Below are 15,689 nucleotides of genomic sequence, written 5' to 3' on the forward strand. Positions count from 1 at the left end.
AGCGTTTGTATTTAACTATCGGTCAGATGATGCTGATGTCTTTTTGGTCATCATAACGATCGGCAAATGTTATTTAAAATCTAACTAAATTTTAATCCCCATGGGGTTTACCTATTATAAACAATTAAACATAATGGATTGTGGCCCAACCTGCCTTCGTATGGTTGCAAAGCATTATGGAAAAAATTACAACATGGATACCATACGACAAAAAGCTGGATTTAATAAGGAGGGGGTGTCGTTACTGGGAATCAGTGAAACAGCTGAAAAATTAGGTTTCAGAACAAGAGGGGTCAGAATTAGTTATGAGAAACTGCAAACGGCCCCTTTGCCCGCAATTTTGCATTGGAAGCAGAATCATTTTGTGGTACTGATTTCCATTGATCACAAACGTATTAAAATAGCGGACCCGGAAAGAGGGATGATGGTCTATTCCAAGGAAGAATTCACCAAGTCGTGGATATCAAATAACATCCAAAACGTTGGTGAAGTAGGCACTGTATTACTGATGGAGCCCACAGCGGTTTTTTACGAACTGGAAGACAACAGACAAAGTAAATTGAATTGGGGAGTGGTTGCCACTTACCTGAAGCCTGCACGGCCACAAATTGTTCAGATATTCATATCACTGTTAATCACTTCCCTATTGCAGATGATTCTGCCGTTCCTTACCCAAACAATGGTTGATACGGGTATCAATACAAGAAATTTGCAATATATCACCATTGTCCTGATTGCGCAGCTTACGATTACGTTTAGCAGCACTGTTATTACCTTTATTCGCAACCGTCTGCAGCTACGAATATCCAACACGATCAATATTTCTATCTTATCTGACTTTTGGATAAAAATAACCAGGTTACCAGTAGCTTATTTTGACAGTCATCACACCGGAGATACTTTACAGCGCCTGGAGGATAATAAACGTATTCAATCTTTTCTGACCAGCGAAACAATCACAACGATTTTCGCTATTTTAAATTTTTTTGTTTACGCTTTGATTTTAACCATTTACAGCGTAAATATTTTTCTTGTATTTGTTGCCGGTAACCTGATTTATTTTGGCTGGATACGCTTATTTATGCGTATCAGGCGAAAACTCAATTATGAAACATTTCACCTATCCGCCAGAGAGAATAATGCGACCTTACAGATGATACAGGGGATGCAGGAAATCCGGTTGAATAACGCCGAAAAACTACAAAGATGGGAATGGGAGCATATTCAGGTCGGCGTCTTCAAGTTAAATTTCAAAAGTTTAAATTATAGCCAGCTGCAATCGGCCGGAGCACAATTTATTAGCCAGGGTAAGGATATTCTTTTAAGTTTTATGGTAGCCCAAATGGTGATCAAGGGGGAGCTTACTTTTGGGACAATGTTGGCGGTGCAATATATCATAGGTCAGTTAAGCGGTCCGATCAACCAGTTCATAAGCTTGTTACAAAACTACCAGGACGCCAAAATAAGTATGGAGCGGCTCAATGAGATACATGAAAAAGCCGACGAAGAGCCATTGGATAGCGAGTTGATGACAAACCTTCCTGAGCAGAAAGACATCGTTTTTAACAAGTTAACTTTCGCTTACCCTAGTGCTGGAAATGAGCCTGTCTTAAAGGATTTATCTTTGGTTATCCCGGAAGCGAAAGTCACAGCTATCGTTGGCACAAGCGGGAGCGGTAAAACAACATTGTTAAAAATGTTGCTGAAAATCCACAATGACTTTGACGGGGAACTGAAGATTGGTAGCACTAATTTTAAGTTTATCAGCCCCTCTTTCTGGAGAAAACAATGCGGGGCTGTATTACAGGACGGATATATTTTTAACGATACCATAGCCCGGAATATTTCTGTCGGTGAGGAATATATAGACAATAACCGATTGTTGCAATCTGCACGTATCGCAAATATTTTATCTTTTATTGAAACGCTTCCTAACGGGTTTCATACCAAATTGGGTGCAGATGGTACAGGTGTAAGCCAGGGACAAAAACAAAGGATTCTAATTGCTAGAGCGGTTTATAAAGATCCAAAATATTTATTTTTTGACGAAGCCACCAATGCACTCGACGCCAATAATGAAAAAGCAATAGTTGAAAATTTACAACTGTTTTTTGAAGGTAGAACTGTAGTAATTGTTGCTCACAGATTAAGTACAGTTAAAAGTGCAGACAAAATAATTGTATTGAAAGAAGGGACAATCGTAGAAGAAGGTAATCATGATTACCTCACCCATTTAAAAGGTCATTATTATGAGTTAGTAAAAAATCAATTAGAGTTAGGGTCATAAACTTGGTATGGTGGAAGAAATACAAACATTGCCGAAAAAAAAAGAAAAAAAATCCAGGGCAGGAAAAATAGTTGATAATTTTGAACAACGATCAGAGGCTGCGCAGGATATTATCTCGAGCAAGCCCGACTTTTTTGAAAAATATGCATTGCTCTGCATTTTAGGCACCTTGCTTATCCTTGTTGGTAGCACCTGGTTCATCAGGTATCCGGATTTTATAGAAGCCAGGGCGACTCTGACCGCCAACAGTGCGCCAAAGGAACTTGTTCCAAAAACAAGCGGCCGACTGGTTCGCCTATTTGTAAGAAATAATCAACAGTTACAAAAGGACGATATCATTGGATGGATCGAAAGTACCGCCGATCACAAGGAGGTTATGGAACTGTCCAATGAGATCAATAGCAGTATCGCGTTCATAAATCATGACCAACCGGAAAAGGTTTTCGATATATTTCAGAAATACTATAACAATCTGGGCGAGATCCAGATCGCGTATCAACAATTCATAAACGCGTGGCAACAATTTAATGATTATACGGTCAACGGCTTCTATTTCATGAAAAGGTCTTTACTGGAAAATGATATCACGTCAATAGACAAGACTCAGGTAATTATTGAGGGTCAAAAAAAACTCACTGAACAGGATATTAAGTTAGCTGAGGAAACTTACAAAATGAATAAAACCTTGCTGGATCAGAATGTTCTAACCAAAGAAGAGTTTCGCTCTCAGACAAGTAAGTATGTGAACAAACAATTGGCTATTCCGCAATTGAAAACTTCTCTTTTAACTAATCAAACGCAAAAGAGAGATAAACTAAGGGAACTTGGTCAACTCAATCATGATATTGCTCAACAAAAGGTAATCTTTGAACAGGCCTTGCAATCCTTAAAAAGCAAAGTCGACGATTGGATTACAAAATATATAATTAAAGCCCCTATATCTGGTAAGGTCTCATTCACTATCCCTTTACAGGAAAATCAATATTTGCAATTTGAAAAGACAATTGGATATATCAACCCTGCCGATACACATTATTATGCGGAAGCCTATCTTTCCCAGTATAACTTTGGCAAGATCGACACAGGCTTAACCGTTCAACTCCGGTTTGATGCTTATCCATATCAGGAATTGGGCTTCGTGGAAGGTAAAATAAATTACATTTCAAATGTGCCGTCAGATAGCGGCTTTTTGGCGACCATAAAGTTTAATAAGGGTTTAGTAACCAACAATAACCGAAATATCGCATATAAAAGCGGCCTTAAGGCGCAGGCTATTGTCATTACAAAGGACATGAGGCTCTTGCAACGTTTATATTATAATATGGTGAAATCGGCCTCAGCAGGAAAGTAGGTGAAACATCAGACAGTTGGACACATTACGAAAGTGATGTGGAGTTCTGGACATAACGTTCCAAAACACGAACTCGATATTGTATAGTGGCGAATAAGAATGCAGGAAAGGGTTTTATTTCTAATACACGTCGCCTTGGCGACAGTTACTTTCCTTGCCGTTATCCGAATCAACTTGTGCGGCAATGATAACACTGATGGACGGGCAAGTAGGAGATATAGTTAAAAACTAAAATAGGATGGTGTTTATAATAATACGATCGTTATGTTTTGAGCTGATAATGGCCCAGCCTATAACGCGGGTGTCGACCCAACATTTTTTAAAAATGCATTTCCATTCAAGGGAGAATATGGTTGGGGAAAATGGGTTTGTGCATGAAGGGGCATTCGTGGACCTTTTATCGTATCGTGGCCGGCTAAGGTCGGATCAACCACTAATCTCATTTCATCAACTATAGATATCACGCCCAAGCTTTGTAATTTGCTAAACGTGAAGGCGCAAAAAAATATTGATAGTTTTATTTTACCTATGTTATTTGGTGGAGGTGTACAGGCTCAGTATGATTGTCTTTATTTTGAATATCCGATATATAATGGTCAGCGGGCCATACGCCTGATAACCGGAAAGGAGTAAGATTGAACATGATGAAGGGTAATACAACACAGTTATTGTATGATCTTTCTGTTGATATACAGGAACAAAATAATGTTGCCGCACAGCACCCGGATATCGGTGAAAAATTAATTATTATCAGAAAAAAAGAGCATTATAAGTCGGAATTGAACACATTTATCATTCCTGTTTTAGAAAACGAAGCCCGTGAACCTGCTAAAGCACAGTAAAGGCCAACCCACCACAAATCAAGTGCTCTTTACATGGGGTAAAAACTTTCATCTTATTTATATTAGTTGAGCCAGAATACTGATGCGATTTAGTTATCTGGTTTCGGTACTTTGCTTACTATTGCTTGTTTTTGCCACTATTCTTTTACCGGAAAATGGGAGGGAAGGCATAGCACTGCGGGATATTTGGCAAGAGCATATGACAAAGTCTTTTTTATAGAAAAGTGATTAAAAAAAACATGCGATATTCCCGCACTCTGCAGCAACAATATTATCTGGTATAATTCGTATATCCAATCAGAAACCAATTTTAAACAGGTTATCCTGGGTGTAATTATGTGGTTTTGAAAGGATGACGGCTATAATTTTAATTTATTGAATGCCTGTTGCAGGTCATTTATTAAATATTGAGGGTCTTCTAAACCAACATACATTCTGATGAGTTGATGGCGCTCATCACCTGGTTTGTACTCCGGTTCCGCAATCGACGCTATAGATGGAAGTATCAAACTTTCATGGCCTCCCCAGGAAACCGCGAGTAATATATGCTGCAAATGGTTACAAAATGCTTCAATATTTGCAAATGACGTATTTTTTAACGTAAAACTGAACAACCCTCCGCAGCCCTGCATTTGTTCACAGGCCAATTGGCTTTGTTTGAAAGCCGGGTCAAAGGGCCATATTACCTGTTGTATTGCTTCATGGCTATTTAGCCATTGAGTAATTATTTTAGTGCTCTCAAAACTACGTTGCAGGCGCAATGGTAATGTACGCAATCCTCGCAACATCAGCCATGCGGAGTGTGGGGAAATAGCCGGGCCGAGATTCATAAATTCATGGTCGAAAATTTGCCTTATCAGTTCTTTGCTGCCGGTAAGTACGCCCGCCACCACATCTGAATGTCCTCCAATATACTTTGTAGCCGATTGAGCAACCAGGTCAATACCCATACTGATAGGCTGTTGATATAACGGGCTACAGTAGCTGTTATCAATCATGGTCATAATACCTCTGGCCCGGGCAAAGCCAGCTATCTTTTTTATGTCCTGCAATTCATAACTAAAGGTGTTGGGACTTTCCAGGTATATTAGGCGGGTTTCGGGTTTAACAGCTTTTTCAAAATTGTCAAAAACAGTTCCATCAATAAAGGTAGTAGTGATGCCAAATTTGGGTAAAAATTCATTAAAAAGTTTTAAAGTCCAGCTATATGGATTTTTAACCGCAATCACATGATCGCCGACTTGTAATAAAGAAAGCAATGGAACACTTATGGCGCCTATTCCGCTGCTAAATACCAAAGCATCTCCGGCTCCGTCAAGTGCGGCCAGTTTTTTTCGCAGTATATTAAGCGTTGGGTTTTGCCCCCTAGAGTATAAATTTGTTTCAAATTCATCGGCCATAGCCTGTCTGAGTTGCGTTACCGTTTTAAAGGTAAAATTGCTCGACTGCATAATGGGAGGTGAAACGGCATTAAAATAGTTTTCTCTATCTTCTCCCAGTTCATTTAATATAAATGAAAGTTCCATAATTAAGGTATTGTAATTGATTTTTGACCGCCTTTGGTTACAAAATATATAGCGAGGCCAACAACAAAAGCGCAAAGGCATATTAATGCGGCCAACGGGTTTTCAATAAAAATGCTTATGGTAACAAACCAATAAGTAGCAATAAAAATAACGGGAATAAGCGGGTACCATTTTATGGTGTAAATGCCGCTGCCATTTAAGTGTTTGGTTTTTTTTCGTAGAATGAAAATGGTAACTGCCGCCGCCGAAAGGCCAATAGTATCAAAAAACATTACATAACTGAGTATTTTTTGAAAGGAGCTCACAAAAAACAATATGATAAGTACGGCTGCGACAAAAAAACTTAAACCAAATTCCTGCACCTGGGTTTGCTGGTTCACACGCCTGAACCTTTGGGGTAGTATACCATCTTCGGCCATGGCATAGTAAACCCGTGGATTGGCCATGATATTTACATTAATAAAAGCAAGTACTGATACAAACATCAGCAATGATATTATTTTATAGCCCAGTGTTCCAAAAATAGCGCCGGCTAGCGTAGCAGCCAAAGCAGTTTTATGTTGCAGTCCATTGATACCTAAAACAGAATAGTAGGCAAAATTTATGAGCAGATATAAACATATTACCGTTATCATTCCCCAAAAAATGGCTTTGGGTATATTAACCTTTGCATTAATAATGTCTCCTCCAAAATTAATCGTTTGCTGATAGCCGCCATAGGTAAAAAATCCAGCAACCAGGCTTAACCCGAACGCACTCAGGGTATAATTATTTTCAATTACCTTATAATCGCCCAGCATGATATGGCTTTTTAAAACCGCAGTACAAAGAATAAGGATCATACTTATTTTAAATATGGTAAGTACATTTTGAGTTCGGGCACTCATTTTAATACCCCAAAAGTTAATAATGTATAATACCAATACAGATGTTATGGTCATGATTTTGATGCCCAGATCATTTTGTAAGCTTGGTGGCATGATAATCGGGTTAATATATTCAGCACCAATAAGGGCCACCGCTGCAACAGATGCCGCGTTGCTGATTACTAGTATCCAGTTGATCATGAATGCGAACGCTGGGTGAAAGCAATAGGAAAAAACCTTATAAAAACCTCCTGTAATTGGATAACGGGCACCTATTTCTGCAAAGGTGAGCGCGCCGCATAAACTTACAGCACCGCCAAAAAGCCAGGCTCCAAAATATAAATAAGGGTTGCCGGAACTTATGGCTACTTCACCAGGGGTAGCAAAAATGCCCATACCTATCACCAGACTAATAACGATCATTGACAGGTCAAAACGATTAAGCTTGAAAACCGCTCACGTGCAGGCGATGCGAATGTTTCAGAAAACAATACCAAATATCGCAGGGAAGGTCTTTTTGGCGATTTAACCATTGGCTACAAAAACTACCTGTTTTTACACGCTTCGGGCCGTAATGACTGGGATTCAAGATTATCTCAGAAAAATCGCTCGTTCTTTTATCCTTCTGTAGATTTATCATGGGTGTTTACCGATGCGCTTCCTTTCTTTAAGGATAATAAAATAATAACCTATGGTAAATTAAGGGGTGGTATCGCTAAGGTATCTGCTGTGCAGTTTGCACCCTATTCATTGCAGTCTACTTTTGACGTTGGCGGCGGGTTTCCCTATGGCAACACCGTTGGTTACAGCGTAGGTAACACCGTTTACGCCCCCGACCTGAAACCAGAACAAACCGTATCAAAAGAGATAGGCCTGGAGTTAGGGTTCCTGAATAACAGAATATCGTTAGAAACTGCAGCATACTGGGAAACCACCAGCGATCAGGAAATTATTAAGGGTATTAATATTTCAAATGCCACCGGTTTTACAAATGCCATTATAAACACTGGCTCAGGTAAAAATCACGGTTTGGAAGTAACGCTAAAGGGCAGCCCGATACTTAGCAATAATAATGGTTTTACCTGGAATTTAGGGGTAAATTACTCTTACAATCAAAACAAGGCTATTTCTCTATATCAGGGCCTACCCAACTTAAGCATTGATAATGATAACTATATTGTAAAAGATCAACCATATCCGGTATTAATGGGTAAAGGTTTTGAAACCGACGGACATGGCCACACGGTAGTTGACGCCACCAGCGGATATCCGGTATTGAGCCAAACCAATATTTTATTTGGCCAAACAACGCCTAAAAATATATTGGGTGTTAATACAAGCTTTAGCTACCATCACTTTACACTGGCCGGTGTTGCGGAGTACCGCAGCGGAAGTGTGGTTTATAGTGGAGCCGGCAGCACTTTCGATTTTTCCGGTATCAGCTATGGTTCCGCAACCAATGGCCGTGAGCGCTTTGTGTATCCTAACTCAGTAATTGAAACTTCGCCGGGTGTATATGTGCCCAACACCAATGTAACTACCAACTCAGGAGGTATTGATTACTGGGCAGGCGCTACCACCCGCTATGGCGTAATGCAAAACTATGTTACCAGCGCTGCTTTTATAAAAATTCGTGAACTCTCAATAGGTTACGATGTGCCGGCTGAATACTTACGCGGTATCAAATTTATAAAGCGGGCCAGTTTTGCACTGGTAGGTCGTAACTTGTTCATGTTCAGACCAAAAAGTAATCCTTACACCGATCCGGAATTTAACAACACGCTTGATAATGCCCAGGGATCAAATGGCCTGAACCAAACTCCGCCTACGCGTATTTATGGTTTTACAGCAAGTTTTACACTTTAAAAAATTAATGTTACTGTAATGAAAAGCAAACTCATATTATTTTGTTCGGCAGCTGTAGCCTTTTTAGGGAGTTGTACGAAAAATTATTTGGATATAAATACCAACCCCAACAGTCCAACAAATGTTGCTCCCGGCCTGGTATTAACCAATGCACTAAACAGCACAGCTACGAATACCACCGGTTCGGTTAACTTTTACCAGTTTGCTTCCGGCTGGATCGGGTACTGGAACTATAGTGGCGCTGTAGCGGCTTTTGCCGAAGAACGCAGCTACCAGTTTACCACCAATTATGGCCCGGCTGTGGGCATATGGAATGGCTTATATAATAATCTGGAAGACTATGACTATGTGGAAAAACAGGGTAACACTACCAAGAATGTTTTTTACACTGCTATAGCAAAAACCATGAAGGCTTATGATTTTCATAACCTGGTTGATGTATTTGGTAACATTCCGTACGATGATGCTTTAAAAGCAACAGCATCCATAAGGCCTAAATATGATAAAGATCAGGCTATTTATGAAGATCTGGCCAAAAAGTTAGATACAGCGGCGACGCTTTTTAAAGGTCTTATAGGTAAAGTAAGTTCTGCAGATGCCAGTTACGATATCATGTACAAAGGTGACGCGCAAAAATGGGGTAAGTTTGCCAATACCTTAAAACTCAGGATCCTGTTGCGCCAGTCGCAAATACCTGGCAGGGATGCTTACATCAAAGGCGAGATAGCGAAAATTACCGCAAATGGTCTTGGCTTTATCGGCGTAGGCGAAGGCGGCTCGGTTAATCCTGGTTATACTAACTCCGCAAATAAACAAAATCCATATTATGCAACCTTTGGCTATACACCAGCCGGTAAAACAGCACCTACAGATAACCATAGGTACTATATAGCCAGTTTGTATGCCATTAACTTTTACCAGAATAATAACGACCCGCGCCTTGGTTATTTATACACTACCATTAATGATGGAGCAGGAACTACCTATTCGGGTAGTCGCTTTGGCCCAACGGCGCAAAGCCCTCAGGATAACCCTCAAAACCGTTCGGCTATTGGAACAGGTTTGCTTAAAGGTGCAGATATGGCGCAGCCAATTATTACCGATTTTGAATCGTTGTTTTTACAGGCAGAAGCTGCACAACGGGGTTACATAACCGGAAGTGTAAGAAGCTTGTATGAAAGTGCTGTTCAGCAGTCATTTACTTATTTAGGTGCAGGTTCTGCTTCGGATTACCTTACAATGCCAAGTGCAGTAAGTAACTGGGATCAGGCAGCCGATAAAATAACATTGATCATGACCCAGAAGTGGGCTGCTATGAACGGTATTAATGATATGGAAAGCTGGGCCGATTTCCGCAGGCTTAACATTCCGGCAGATATTCCTGTTTCGGATAACCCTGCGGCTATTGTGCGTACCATACCGGTAAGGATGCTTTATCCGCAAAGTGAGTACAACTACAATCCTGATAATGTTTTGGCGCAAGGAAAAATCAGCCAGTTTACCTCAAGGATATTCTGGGATATTAACTAATTGCAAAATTTGAATTGATAAACATGAAAAAGAATTTCATATATACATTATTGACCGTTGCTGTACTGATGAGTGGTTTATCAGGTTGTTTGAAAGATAACTCTCAGCCAGATTTTACTAAAAATAAACCTATTATTGAACTGCCTATCGGCTCTTCATCAGGTAATGCGGCAGCCAACTCTATCTCAGCATCATTTACCGTATCAAATACTCCGGCCGATTATTTGGTTTGGGTTAATTATGCGGCACCCGACGCTAATAGTAAAGATGTAACCGTTACATTATCTGTTGATACCGCTGCGGTAACTCAATTTAATAAAGTAAATGGTAAAAATTATACCTTGTTGCCAACCGTTGGTTATACTTTGCCATCAAATAAAATTACCATACCTGCCGGACAACGGAAAATACAATTCCCGGTTAAGATTAATACGGCAGCTTTAGACCCTACCAAAACCTATGCTTTTCCGTTGACTATTGCTGATGGCGGTGGCTTTACCATAAGCGCTAATTTTGCAAAATTAATTACCATTATCACTTTAAAAAACAAGTGGGATGGTGTATACACGGTAACTGGAACCATGACCGATGTAGTTAACTCAGCAATAACAGGTCAGTACCCACATGATATGCAGCTGATAACCCAGGGCCCAAATGTGGTTGCTGTTTACGATCCGTCGCAAAATACCTACGGGCACGGTATTTTAAATGCCGGAGCAGGTAGCTATTACGGCAGCTTTAGTCCAAAGTTTCCAATTGATCCGGCTACCAATAAAATTACCGACATGATAAACTACTACGGACGGCCATCAACAAACGGCCGTGACGCAATACTTGATGCAAGCGGCGTTAACACGTTTATCATGTCGCCAGATGGTTCAACCCCTGTTTCATTTAAGGTTAAATACATCATGACCGAAAATGGCAGCAACAGGACATTCTTTGAAGAAACCTGGACGTATAAATCGGCCAGGTAAACAAATATGATTCAATTATATAAAAAGCAGGGCGTTCAATAAGCGGCCGGTGCATAACATGATTTTAAATGGCTGAATAATTCAATTTGCAAAGCAAATGGATATTCAGCCATTTATTTTTGTCATTTAATCTGAAAGAAGTGATTAGTATCTCTATCCTCTATATTCCGGAAATTTCTTCTTTCTACAAAGTACCGCCCTTTATCTCGCCGGGACGACAAAGTTTGCACCAGTTGTACCCTGATTATATCAGGGGATATTACTGAGATGTCTGCGCGATAATATAATCTGATGGCGACATGCCAAACTGTTTTAAAAAATTACGGCCAAAATGAGTCTGAGAGCTATAGCCTACCAATTCAGATATCTCATATATTTTTAAACAACCTTCATTTAATAATTCGGCTGATTTTTTTAAACGTGCCAGGTTAATCAGTTCGTTGGGCGTGAGATCGGATATGGATTTTATTTTTCTATAAAGTGTTGGGCGGCTCATGTTCATCATACCGGCCAGGTGCCCAACATCCAGATCAGTATTGTTCAGGTTTTTTAATATTACCCCGTTAAGTTTTTCAAGAAACAACTCGTCTGATTTTGAATAGGCGATGGTTTTTTTGTACGCCAATGGTGAGTTTGAAAAGTAGTGTTTAGTTTTATTCCTATTCTTTAAAAGGCTTGCAACCTGTGCCTGCAAATGTTCGGGGGAAAATGGTTTTTCAACGTAGGCATCAGCACCAAGTTCTAATCCTTCTATTTTTGATTGCAGGGTGTCTTTGGCTGTTAACAAAATAACGGGGATGTGGCCATGTTCAAAGCTTTCTTTAATGGTTCTGCATAGTTCAAAGCCATCCATTACCGGCATCATCACGTCGCTTATGACCAATTGAACGATCTGTTCCTTTAGTATTTTCAGTGCTTGTTTGCCGTTCCGAGCGTTAAGGACGATATACTTTTCACTTAAGTCATCAGAAACAAAGGCCAGTACATCTTTATTATCATCCACCAATAAAATTACGGCCTTATCAACACTGTCATATCGTTTTGGGGAAACACTTATTGTTTTTTCCATTTGCCATTCAGTTTAAATTCAATTAATTGGTGTACCGGGAGCGTTATTACAAATATATTAAAACCATCTGCCGGTTCAATCATTTGTAAACGGCCCTTATGCAGTTCAACAAGCGCCCTTGAAAGAGAAAGACCTATTCCGGTTCCCGGTTTTTTCTCATTTCCTTTTAATCTGAAGAAAGGCTCGAAGATCTTTTCCTGAAATTCAGCTGGAATTAGTCTGCCATTATTCCGAACCTGTATGCTAAAAAAGCCGTCGTTTTTATGGTGCGGCAAAAGCTCGGTTATGATTACAGATCTACCATACTTTATGGCATTATCAATCAGATTGCTGATAACTTTTGTAAGCGCTTCGGGATCGATATAAGCAAATAATGGTTTTGGAGGAGTTAATAATTGATAGTCGATATTCTTTTGCTCCGCAGCAGATTGAAAGCCTGTCCACACCTCATTTAATAAGGTGGTTATATTAACCTTCACAAAATTCAGGGAGAACCCGTTTGATTCCGTTTTACGAAAATCAAGCAGCTGTGTGGTAAGTGACAATAAACGCTCGGTATGCTTGTCCATGATCTGCAGGTTCTTTTCAATATCCGGTACTTCATGCGCACGTTTGATAACTTTTTCCATTGGACCTTTAATGAGCGTTAACGGCGTGCGTATTTCATGCGCTACGTTGGTGAAAAATTCAATTTTGGCCTGATATATTTCCTTTTCTTTTTCATTCTCAAAAACCTCCATTTTGCGGTCGTTCTTTGCCTGGAGCCGTTTGTGGTAACTGTTAACTATCCACCACAAAAAGACTATAAACAGCAGTGCATATATCGTGTACGCCCAGGTGCTTTTCCAATAGGGAGGAAGCACTTTTATGTACAGCCTGGTTTCTTTTGTGTTCCATACACCGCTGCTGTTGGCGGCTTTTACCCTAAATACATAATCTCCGGGCGGTAGCTCGGTAAAATAGGCTTTGCGGTTGGTTTTTATATAAGTCCATTGTTCATATAAACCATTCATTTTATATGCGTATTCGGTGGTGCCTGGTGAGGTATAGTTTAGTGCCGAAAAATCAATACTGAATGATGATTGGTGATGAGTGAGTGTGATATGGTCTGTTAATATAATTGACTTTTTTAAGGGAGAACCATCTTTATTGACGGCCAGCTCAAGATTGGAAACCTGGAACCCGGTAATGTAAACCGGTGGGATAAACGTATTGGTTATAAACTCTGCAGGTTTAAAACTGATTAAACCTTTTACACTTCCAAAATACATTTTTCCGGCGCTGTCTTTAAAAGCAGAGTTATAGTTGAACTGATCATTTAGTAACCCGTTTGATCTGGTAAATACCTTTACTTTTTCTGTACCGATATCAAAGTTTAACAGCCCCTTTGAGGTACTTATCCAGAGTTGCTTATTTGAATCTTCGAGCACGCTGTAGATCAGGTTAACAGGAAAGCCGGTTTTTACCGAGAACTCTTTTATGTGTTTTGTTAAAGGGTTGTATTTATACAAACCCGATTCTGTCGCTATCCATATATGGCTGCCCGTATCTTCTAACACGCAGGTTATCCTGTTAGCGCTCAGGTTGATTTTTTTGTCCGGGAATTTATTGATCGTGCCGTGAAAGTTCTTTTCTTCATTAAAATAATGTACGCCATCTCGGAAAGTACCCGCCCATATAGTCCCCACCTTATCTTCTGTAATTGTCGTATAAAAAGCCGTAACGGGTATCTGGGTAAGCAATGTGAAATCGTTTGTTGCTTTATTGTATTTGTACATGCCAACAGCCGTCCCGATAAGTATTTCATCTTTCCTGGTTTTTAGCATACAGTAAATAAAATTGCTTTTAAACTGATTGGGCGAAGGGCCTGCGTTATAATGTCTTATTATTTTTTCGGTTTTAAGATCCATTACATCCAGGCCATGCTCAAAAGTGCCTATCCATAACTCGTTACCTGATATCAGGAGGCCATGTATATTGGTGTTGGCAATACCAGATTTTCTGTCGCCGGGTTTATAATTACTGAACAGGCCTGTAATCCGGTCTAATTTGTTTAAACCTGCATCTTCAGTCCCTATCCAAAGGTTGCCTTGGTCATCTTGTCTGATCTCCCTTACCGCGTTGCCGCTTATTGAATTTTCGCCGGTCTTCGGGAATGTTTTTTCAAAATAAGTATAACGTTTAGGATAATAATTTACACCGCCAAAATAGGTTCCGGCCCATATACCGCCTTCCCTGTCATTACAAAGTGTGTAAACAGCGTTATCAGATAATGAATAGGAATTGTTATATTGTTTATGCAGATTGGTGAACTTATGACTTGTTTCATCATAAATAAATATTCCTGATTCGGTGGCTATCCAGATTTCGTTTGATGAACTGCGTATAAAATCTCTTACAAATATGGTTGTGCCATCGGTATTATTCGTTAACAGATCAGTATAGTCGAGTGTGCGGGTATTAAACATTTTAACACCCTGGTTTGATGTGCCCACCAATAAGCTTCCCGGCGCATCACTGTATATTTTTTCGATCCAGTCAGAAGTAGCGGGCTTTGAATGATTAAATACCGGATAGCTTAGAAAGCTATCCGACTTTTCATCGTACCTTTGTAAGGTGCCTTGGGGGGTAGCTGCCCATATAGCTCCGCCGGCAGTGCTGCAAAGGGATGTTGCTTCAAAATCTCTTGCATAAGAGGTAATAACACCTGTAGCCGGTATATACTTAAAAAGCGTAAGCCCTGATATAAACCACAGGTTTTGACCGCCATCCATTACCATGCCTCTGATAGCATTTGTCGAACTACCCTTCAGGAATTTAAAGCTTTCTGTATGATCATCATAAGTGTACAATCCCCGCTCTGTACCTATCCATAATACTCCGTTCTGATCCTGGTACAGCGAGCATATAAAATTACTGCCGATGCTATTCTTATCGTCAGGGTTGTTTCTGAAAATCTTATAGGTATATCCGTCAAACCGGTTAAGGCCGTCTTTAGTACCAAACCACATAAAGCCTTTTTTGTCCTGTATACTGCATATGACCGCGTTATTCGAGAGCCCGTTCTCTACCTGGTAATGACTAAAATAGTAGGACTGGCCGAAGATATTTCCGGTTGCTATAAGGCAAAAAAAGAATACTGAAAAAAATCGATACTTCAACACATCGGTTATTTGGTATTCAAATATAGTTTTTAAAACCTATTGTGTAAGCTGACCGATAGTATCTTATAACGGTGTCTGCGGTGTGAGACAAATTGAGGAAAGAATGAAACAAATACGAGATAATTCCTCGGTTTGTAATTTCATATTTGATTACTAAAAATGATCCCCTGCTCCCGCAGGCCATTTTTAGCGTACAGACTAACCAATTAAA

The 15,689-nt window shown here is 39.9% G+C and carries 9 protein-coding genes and 1 pseudogene; 6 read left to right on the forward strand and 4 right to left on the reverse strand.

The annotated features are described in order from the left end of the window. Positions 1-100: 100 nt before the first annotated feature. From SNE25_RS06750 to SNE25_RS06760, 3 genes are all read left to right on the forward strand, one after another. A complete protein-coding gene (locus tag SNE25_RS06750) occupies positions 101-2,287 on the forward strand; it encodes a peptidase domain-containing ABC transporter (protein WP_321564333.1) in 2,187 nt (728 codons plus the stop codon). Between the two features lie 7 nt (positions 2,288-2,294). After that, the gene (locus tag SNE25_RS06755) at positions 2,295-3,638 is read left to right on the forward strand and encodes an HlyD family secretion protein (RefSeq protein WP_321564334.1); all 1,344 of its coding nucleotides are present in this window, start codon (positions 2,295-2,297) and stop codon (positions 3,636-3,638) included. 641 nt (positions 3,639-4,279) lie between these two features. Then, the gene (locus tag SNE25_RS06760) at positions 4,280-4,480 is read left to right on the forward strand and encodes a hypothetical protein (RefSeq protein WP_321564335.1); all 201 of its coding nucleotides are present in this window, start codon (positions 4,280-4,282) and stop codon (positions 4,478-4,480) included. Positions 4,481-4,839: 359 nt separating this feature from the next. On the opposite strand, the gene SNE25_RS06765 is transcribed toward SNE25_RS06760, so the two are convergent. After that, positions 4,840-6,006, reverse strand: coding sequence for a trans-sulfuration enzyme family protein (locus tag SNE25_RS06765; RefSeq protein ID WP_321564336.1), 1,167 nt, complete (start codon positions 6,004-6,006; stop codon positions 4,840-4,842). A 2-nt stretch (positions 6,007-6,008) separates the two neighbouring features. Then, a pseudogene (locus tag SNE25_RS06770) lies at positions 6,009-7,304 on the reverse strand (APC family permease); the annotation flags it as partial. Between the two features lie 6 nt (positions 7,305-7,310). On the opposite strand from SNE25_RS06770, the gene SNE25_RS06775 reads away from it, so the two are divergent. Genes SNE25_RS06775 through SNE25_RS06785 form a run of 3 tightly spaced genes read left to right on the forward strand, consistent with a single transcriptional unit; the run spans position 7,311 to position 11,245 of the window. Beyond that, a complete protein-coding gene (locus tag SNE25_RS06775) occupies positions 7,311-8,738 on the forward strand; it encodes a TonB-dependent receptor domain-containing protein (protein ID WP_321566209.1) in 1,428 nt (475 codons plus the stop codon). 18 nt (positions 8,739-8,756) lie between these two features. Beyond that, complete coding sequence (locus SNE25_RS06780) at positions 8,757-10,268, forward strand: SusD/RagB family nutrient-binding outer membrane lipoprotein (protein WP_321564337.1); 1,512 nt, start codon at positions 8,757-8,759, stop codon at positions 10,266-10,268. A gap of 23 nt (positions 10,269-10,291) precedes the next feature. Next, the gene (locus SNE25_RS06785; protein ID WP_321564338.1) at positions 10,292-11,245 is read left to right on the forward strand and encodes a DUF1735 domain-containing protein; all 954 of its coding nucleotides are present in this window, start codon (positions 10,292-10,294) and stop codon (positions 11,243-11,245) included. 259 nt (positions 11,246-11,504) lie between these two features. Here SNE25_RS06785 and SNE25_RS06790 read toward each other — a convergent pair whose 3' ends face one another. Both SNE25_RS06790 and SNE25_RS06795 read right to left on the reverse strand, forming a co-directional pair. Continuing rightward, positions 11,505-12,314 (reverse strand): response regulator transcription factor, encoded by an 810-nt coding sequence (locus SNE25_RS06790; protein WP_321564339.1) that lies wholly within the window; start codon positions 12,312-12,314, stop codon positions 11,505-11,507. Next, on the reverse strand, positions 12,299-15,478 hold the full coding sequence (locus SNE25_RS06795) for a ligand-binding sensor domain-containing protein (RefSeq protein ID WP_321564340.1): 3,180 nt from the start codon (positions 15,476-15,478) through the stop codon (positions 12,299-12,301). The genes SNE25_RS06790 and SNE25_RS06795 overlap by 16 nt, the downstream gene beginning before the upstream one ends. Positions 15,479-15,689 lie beyond the last annotated feature (211 nt).

This window comes from Mucilaginibacter sabulilitoris, from assembly GCF_034262375.1.
In the GTDB taxonomy this organism is placed as follows: Bacteria; Bacteroidota; Bacteroidia; order Sphingobacteriales; family Sphingobacteriaceae; genus Mucilaginibacter; species Mucilaginibacter sabulilitoris.

Excerpts from the sequence above, each read along its gene's own strand:
- SNE25_RS06765 (WP_321564336.1), bottom strand. The coding sequence starts at position 6,006 with ATGGAACTTTCATTTATATTAAATGAACTGGGAGAAGATAGAGAAAAC.
- SNE25_RS06780 (WP_321564337.1), top strand. The coding sequence starts at position 8,757 with ATGAAAAGCAAACTCATATTATTTTGTTCGGCAGCTGTAGCCTTTTTA.
- SNE25_RS06790 (WP_321564339.1), bottom strand. The coding sequence starts at position 12,314 with ATGGAAAAAACAATAAGTGTTTCCCCAAAACGATATGACAGTGTTGAT.
- SNE25_RS06750 (WP_321564333.1), top strand. The coding sequence starts at position 101 with ATGGGGTTTACCTATTATAAACAATTAAACATAATGGATTGTGGCCCA.
- SNE25_RS06785 (WP_321564338.1), top strand. The coding sequence starts at position 10,292 with ATGAAAAAGAATTTCATATATACATTATTGACCGTTGCTGTACTGATG.
- SNE25_RS06755 (WP_321564334.1), top strand. The coding sequence starts at position 2,295 with ATGGTGGAAGAAATACAAACATTGCCGAAAAAAAAAGAAAAAAAATCC.
- SNE25_RS06760 (WP_321564335.1), top strand. The coding sequence starts at position 4,280 with ATGATGAAGGGTAATACAACACAGTTATTGTATGATCTTTCTGTTGAT.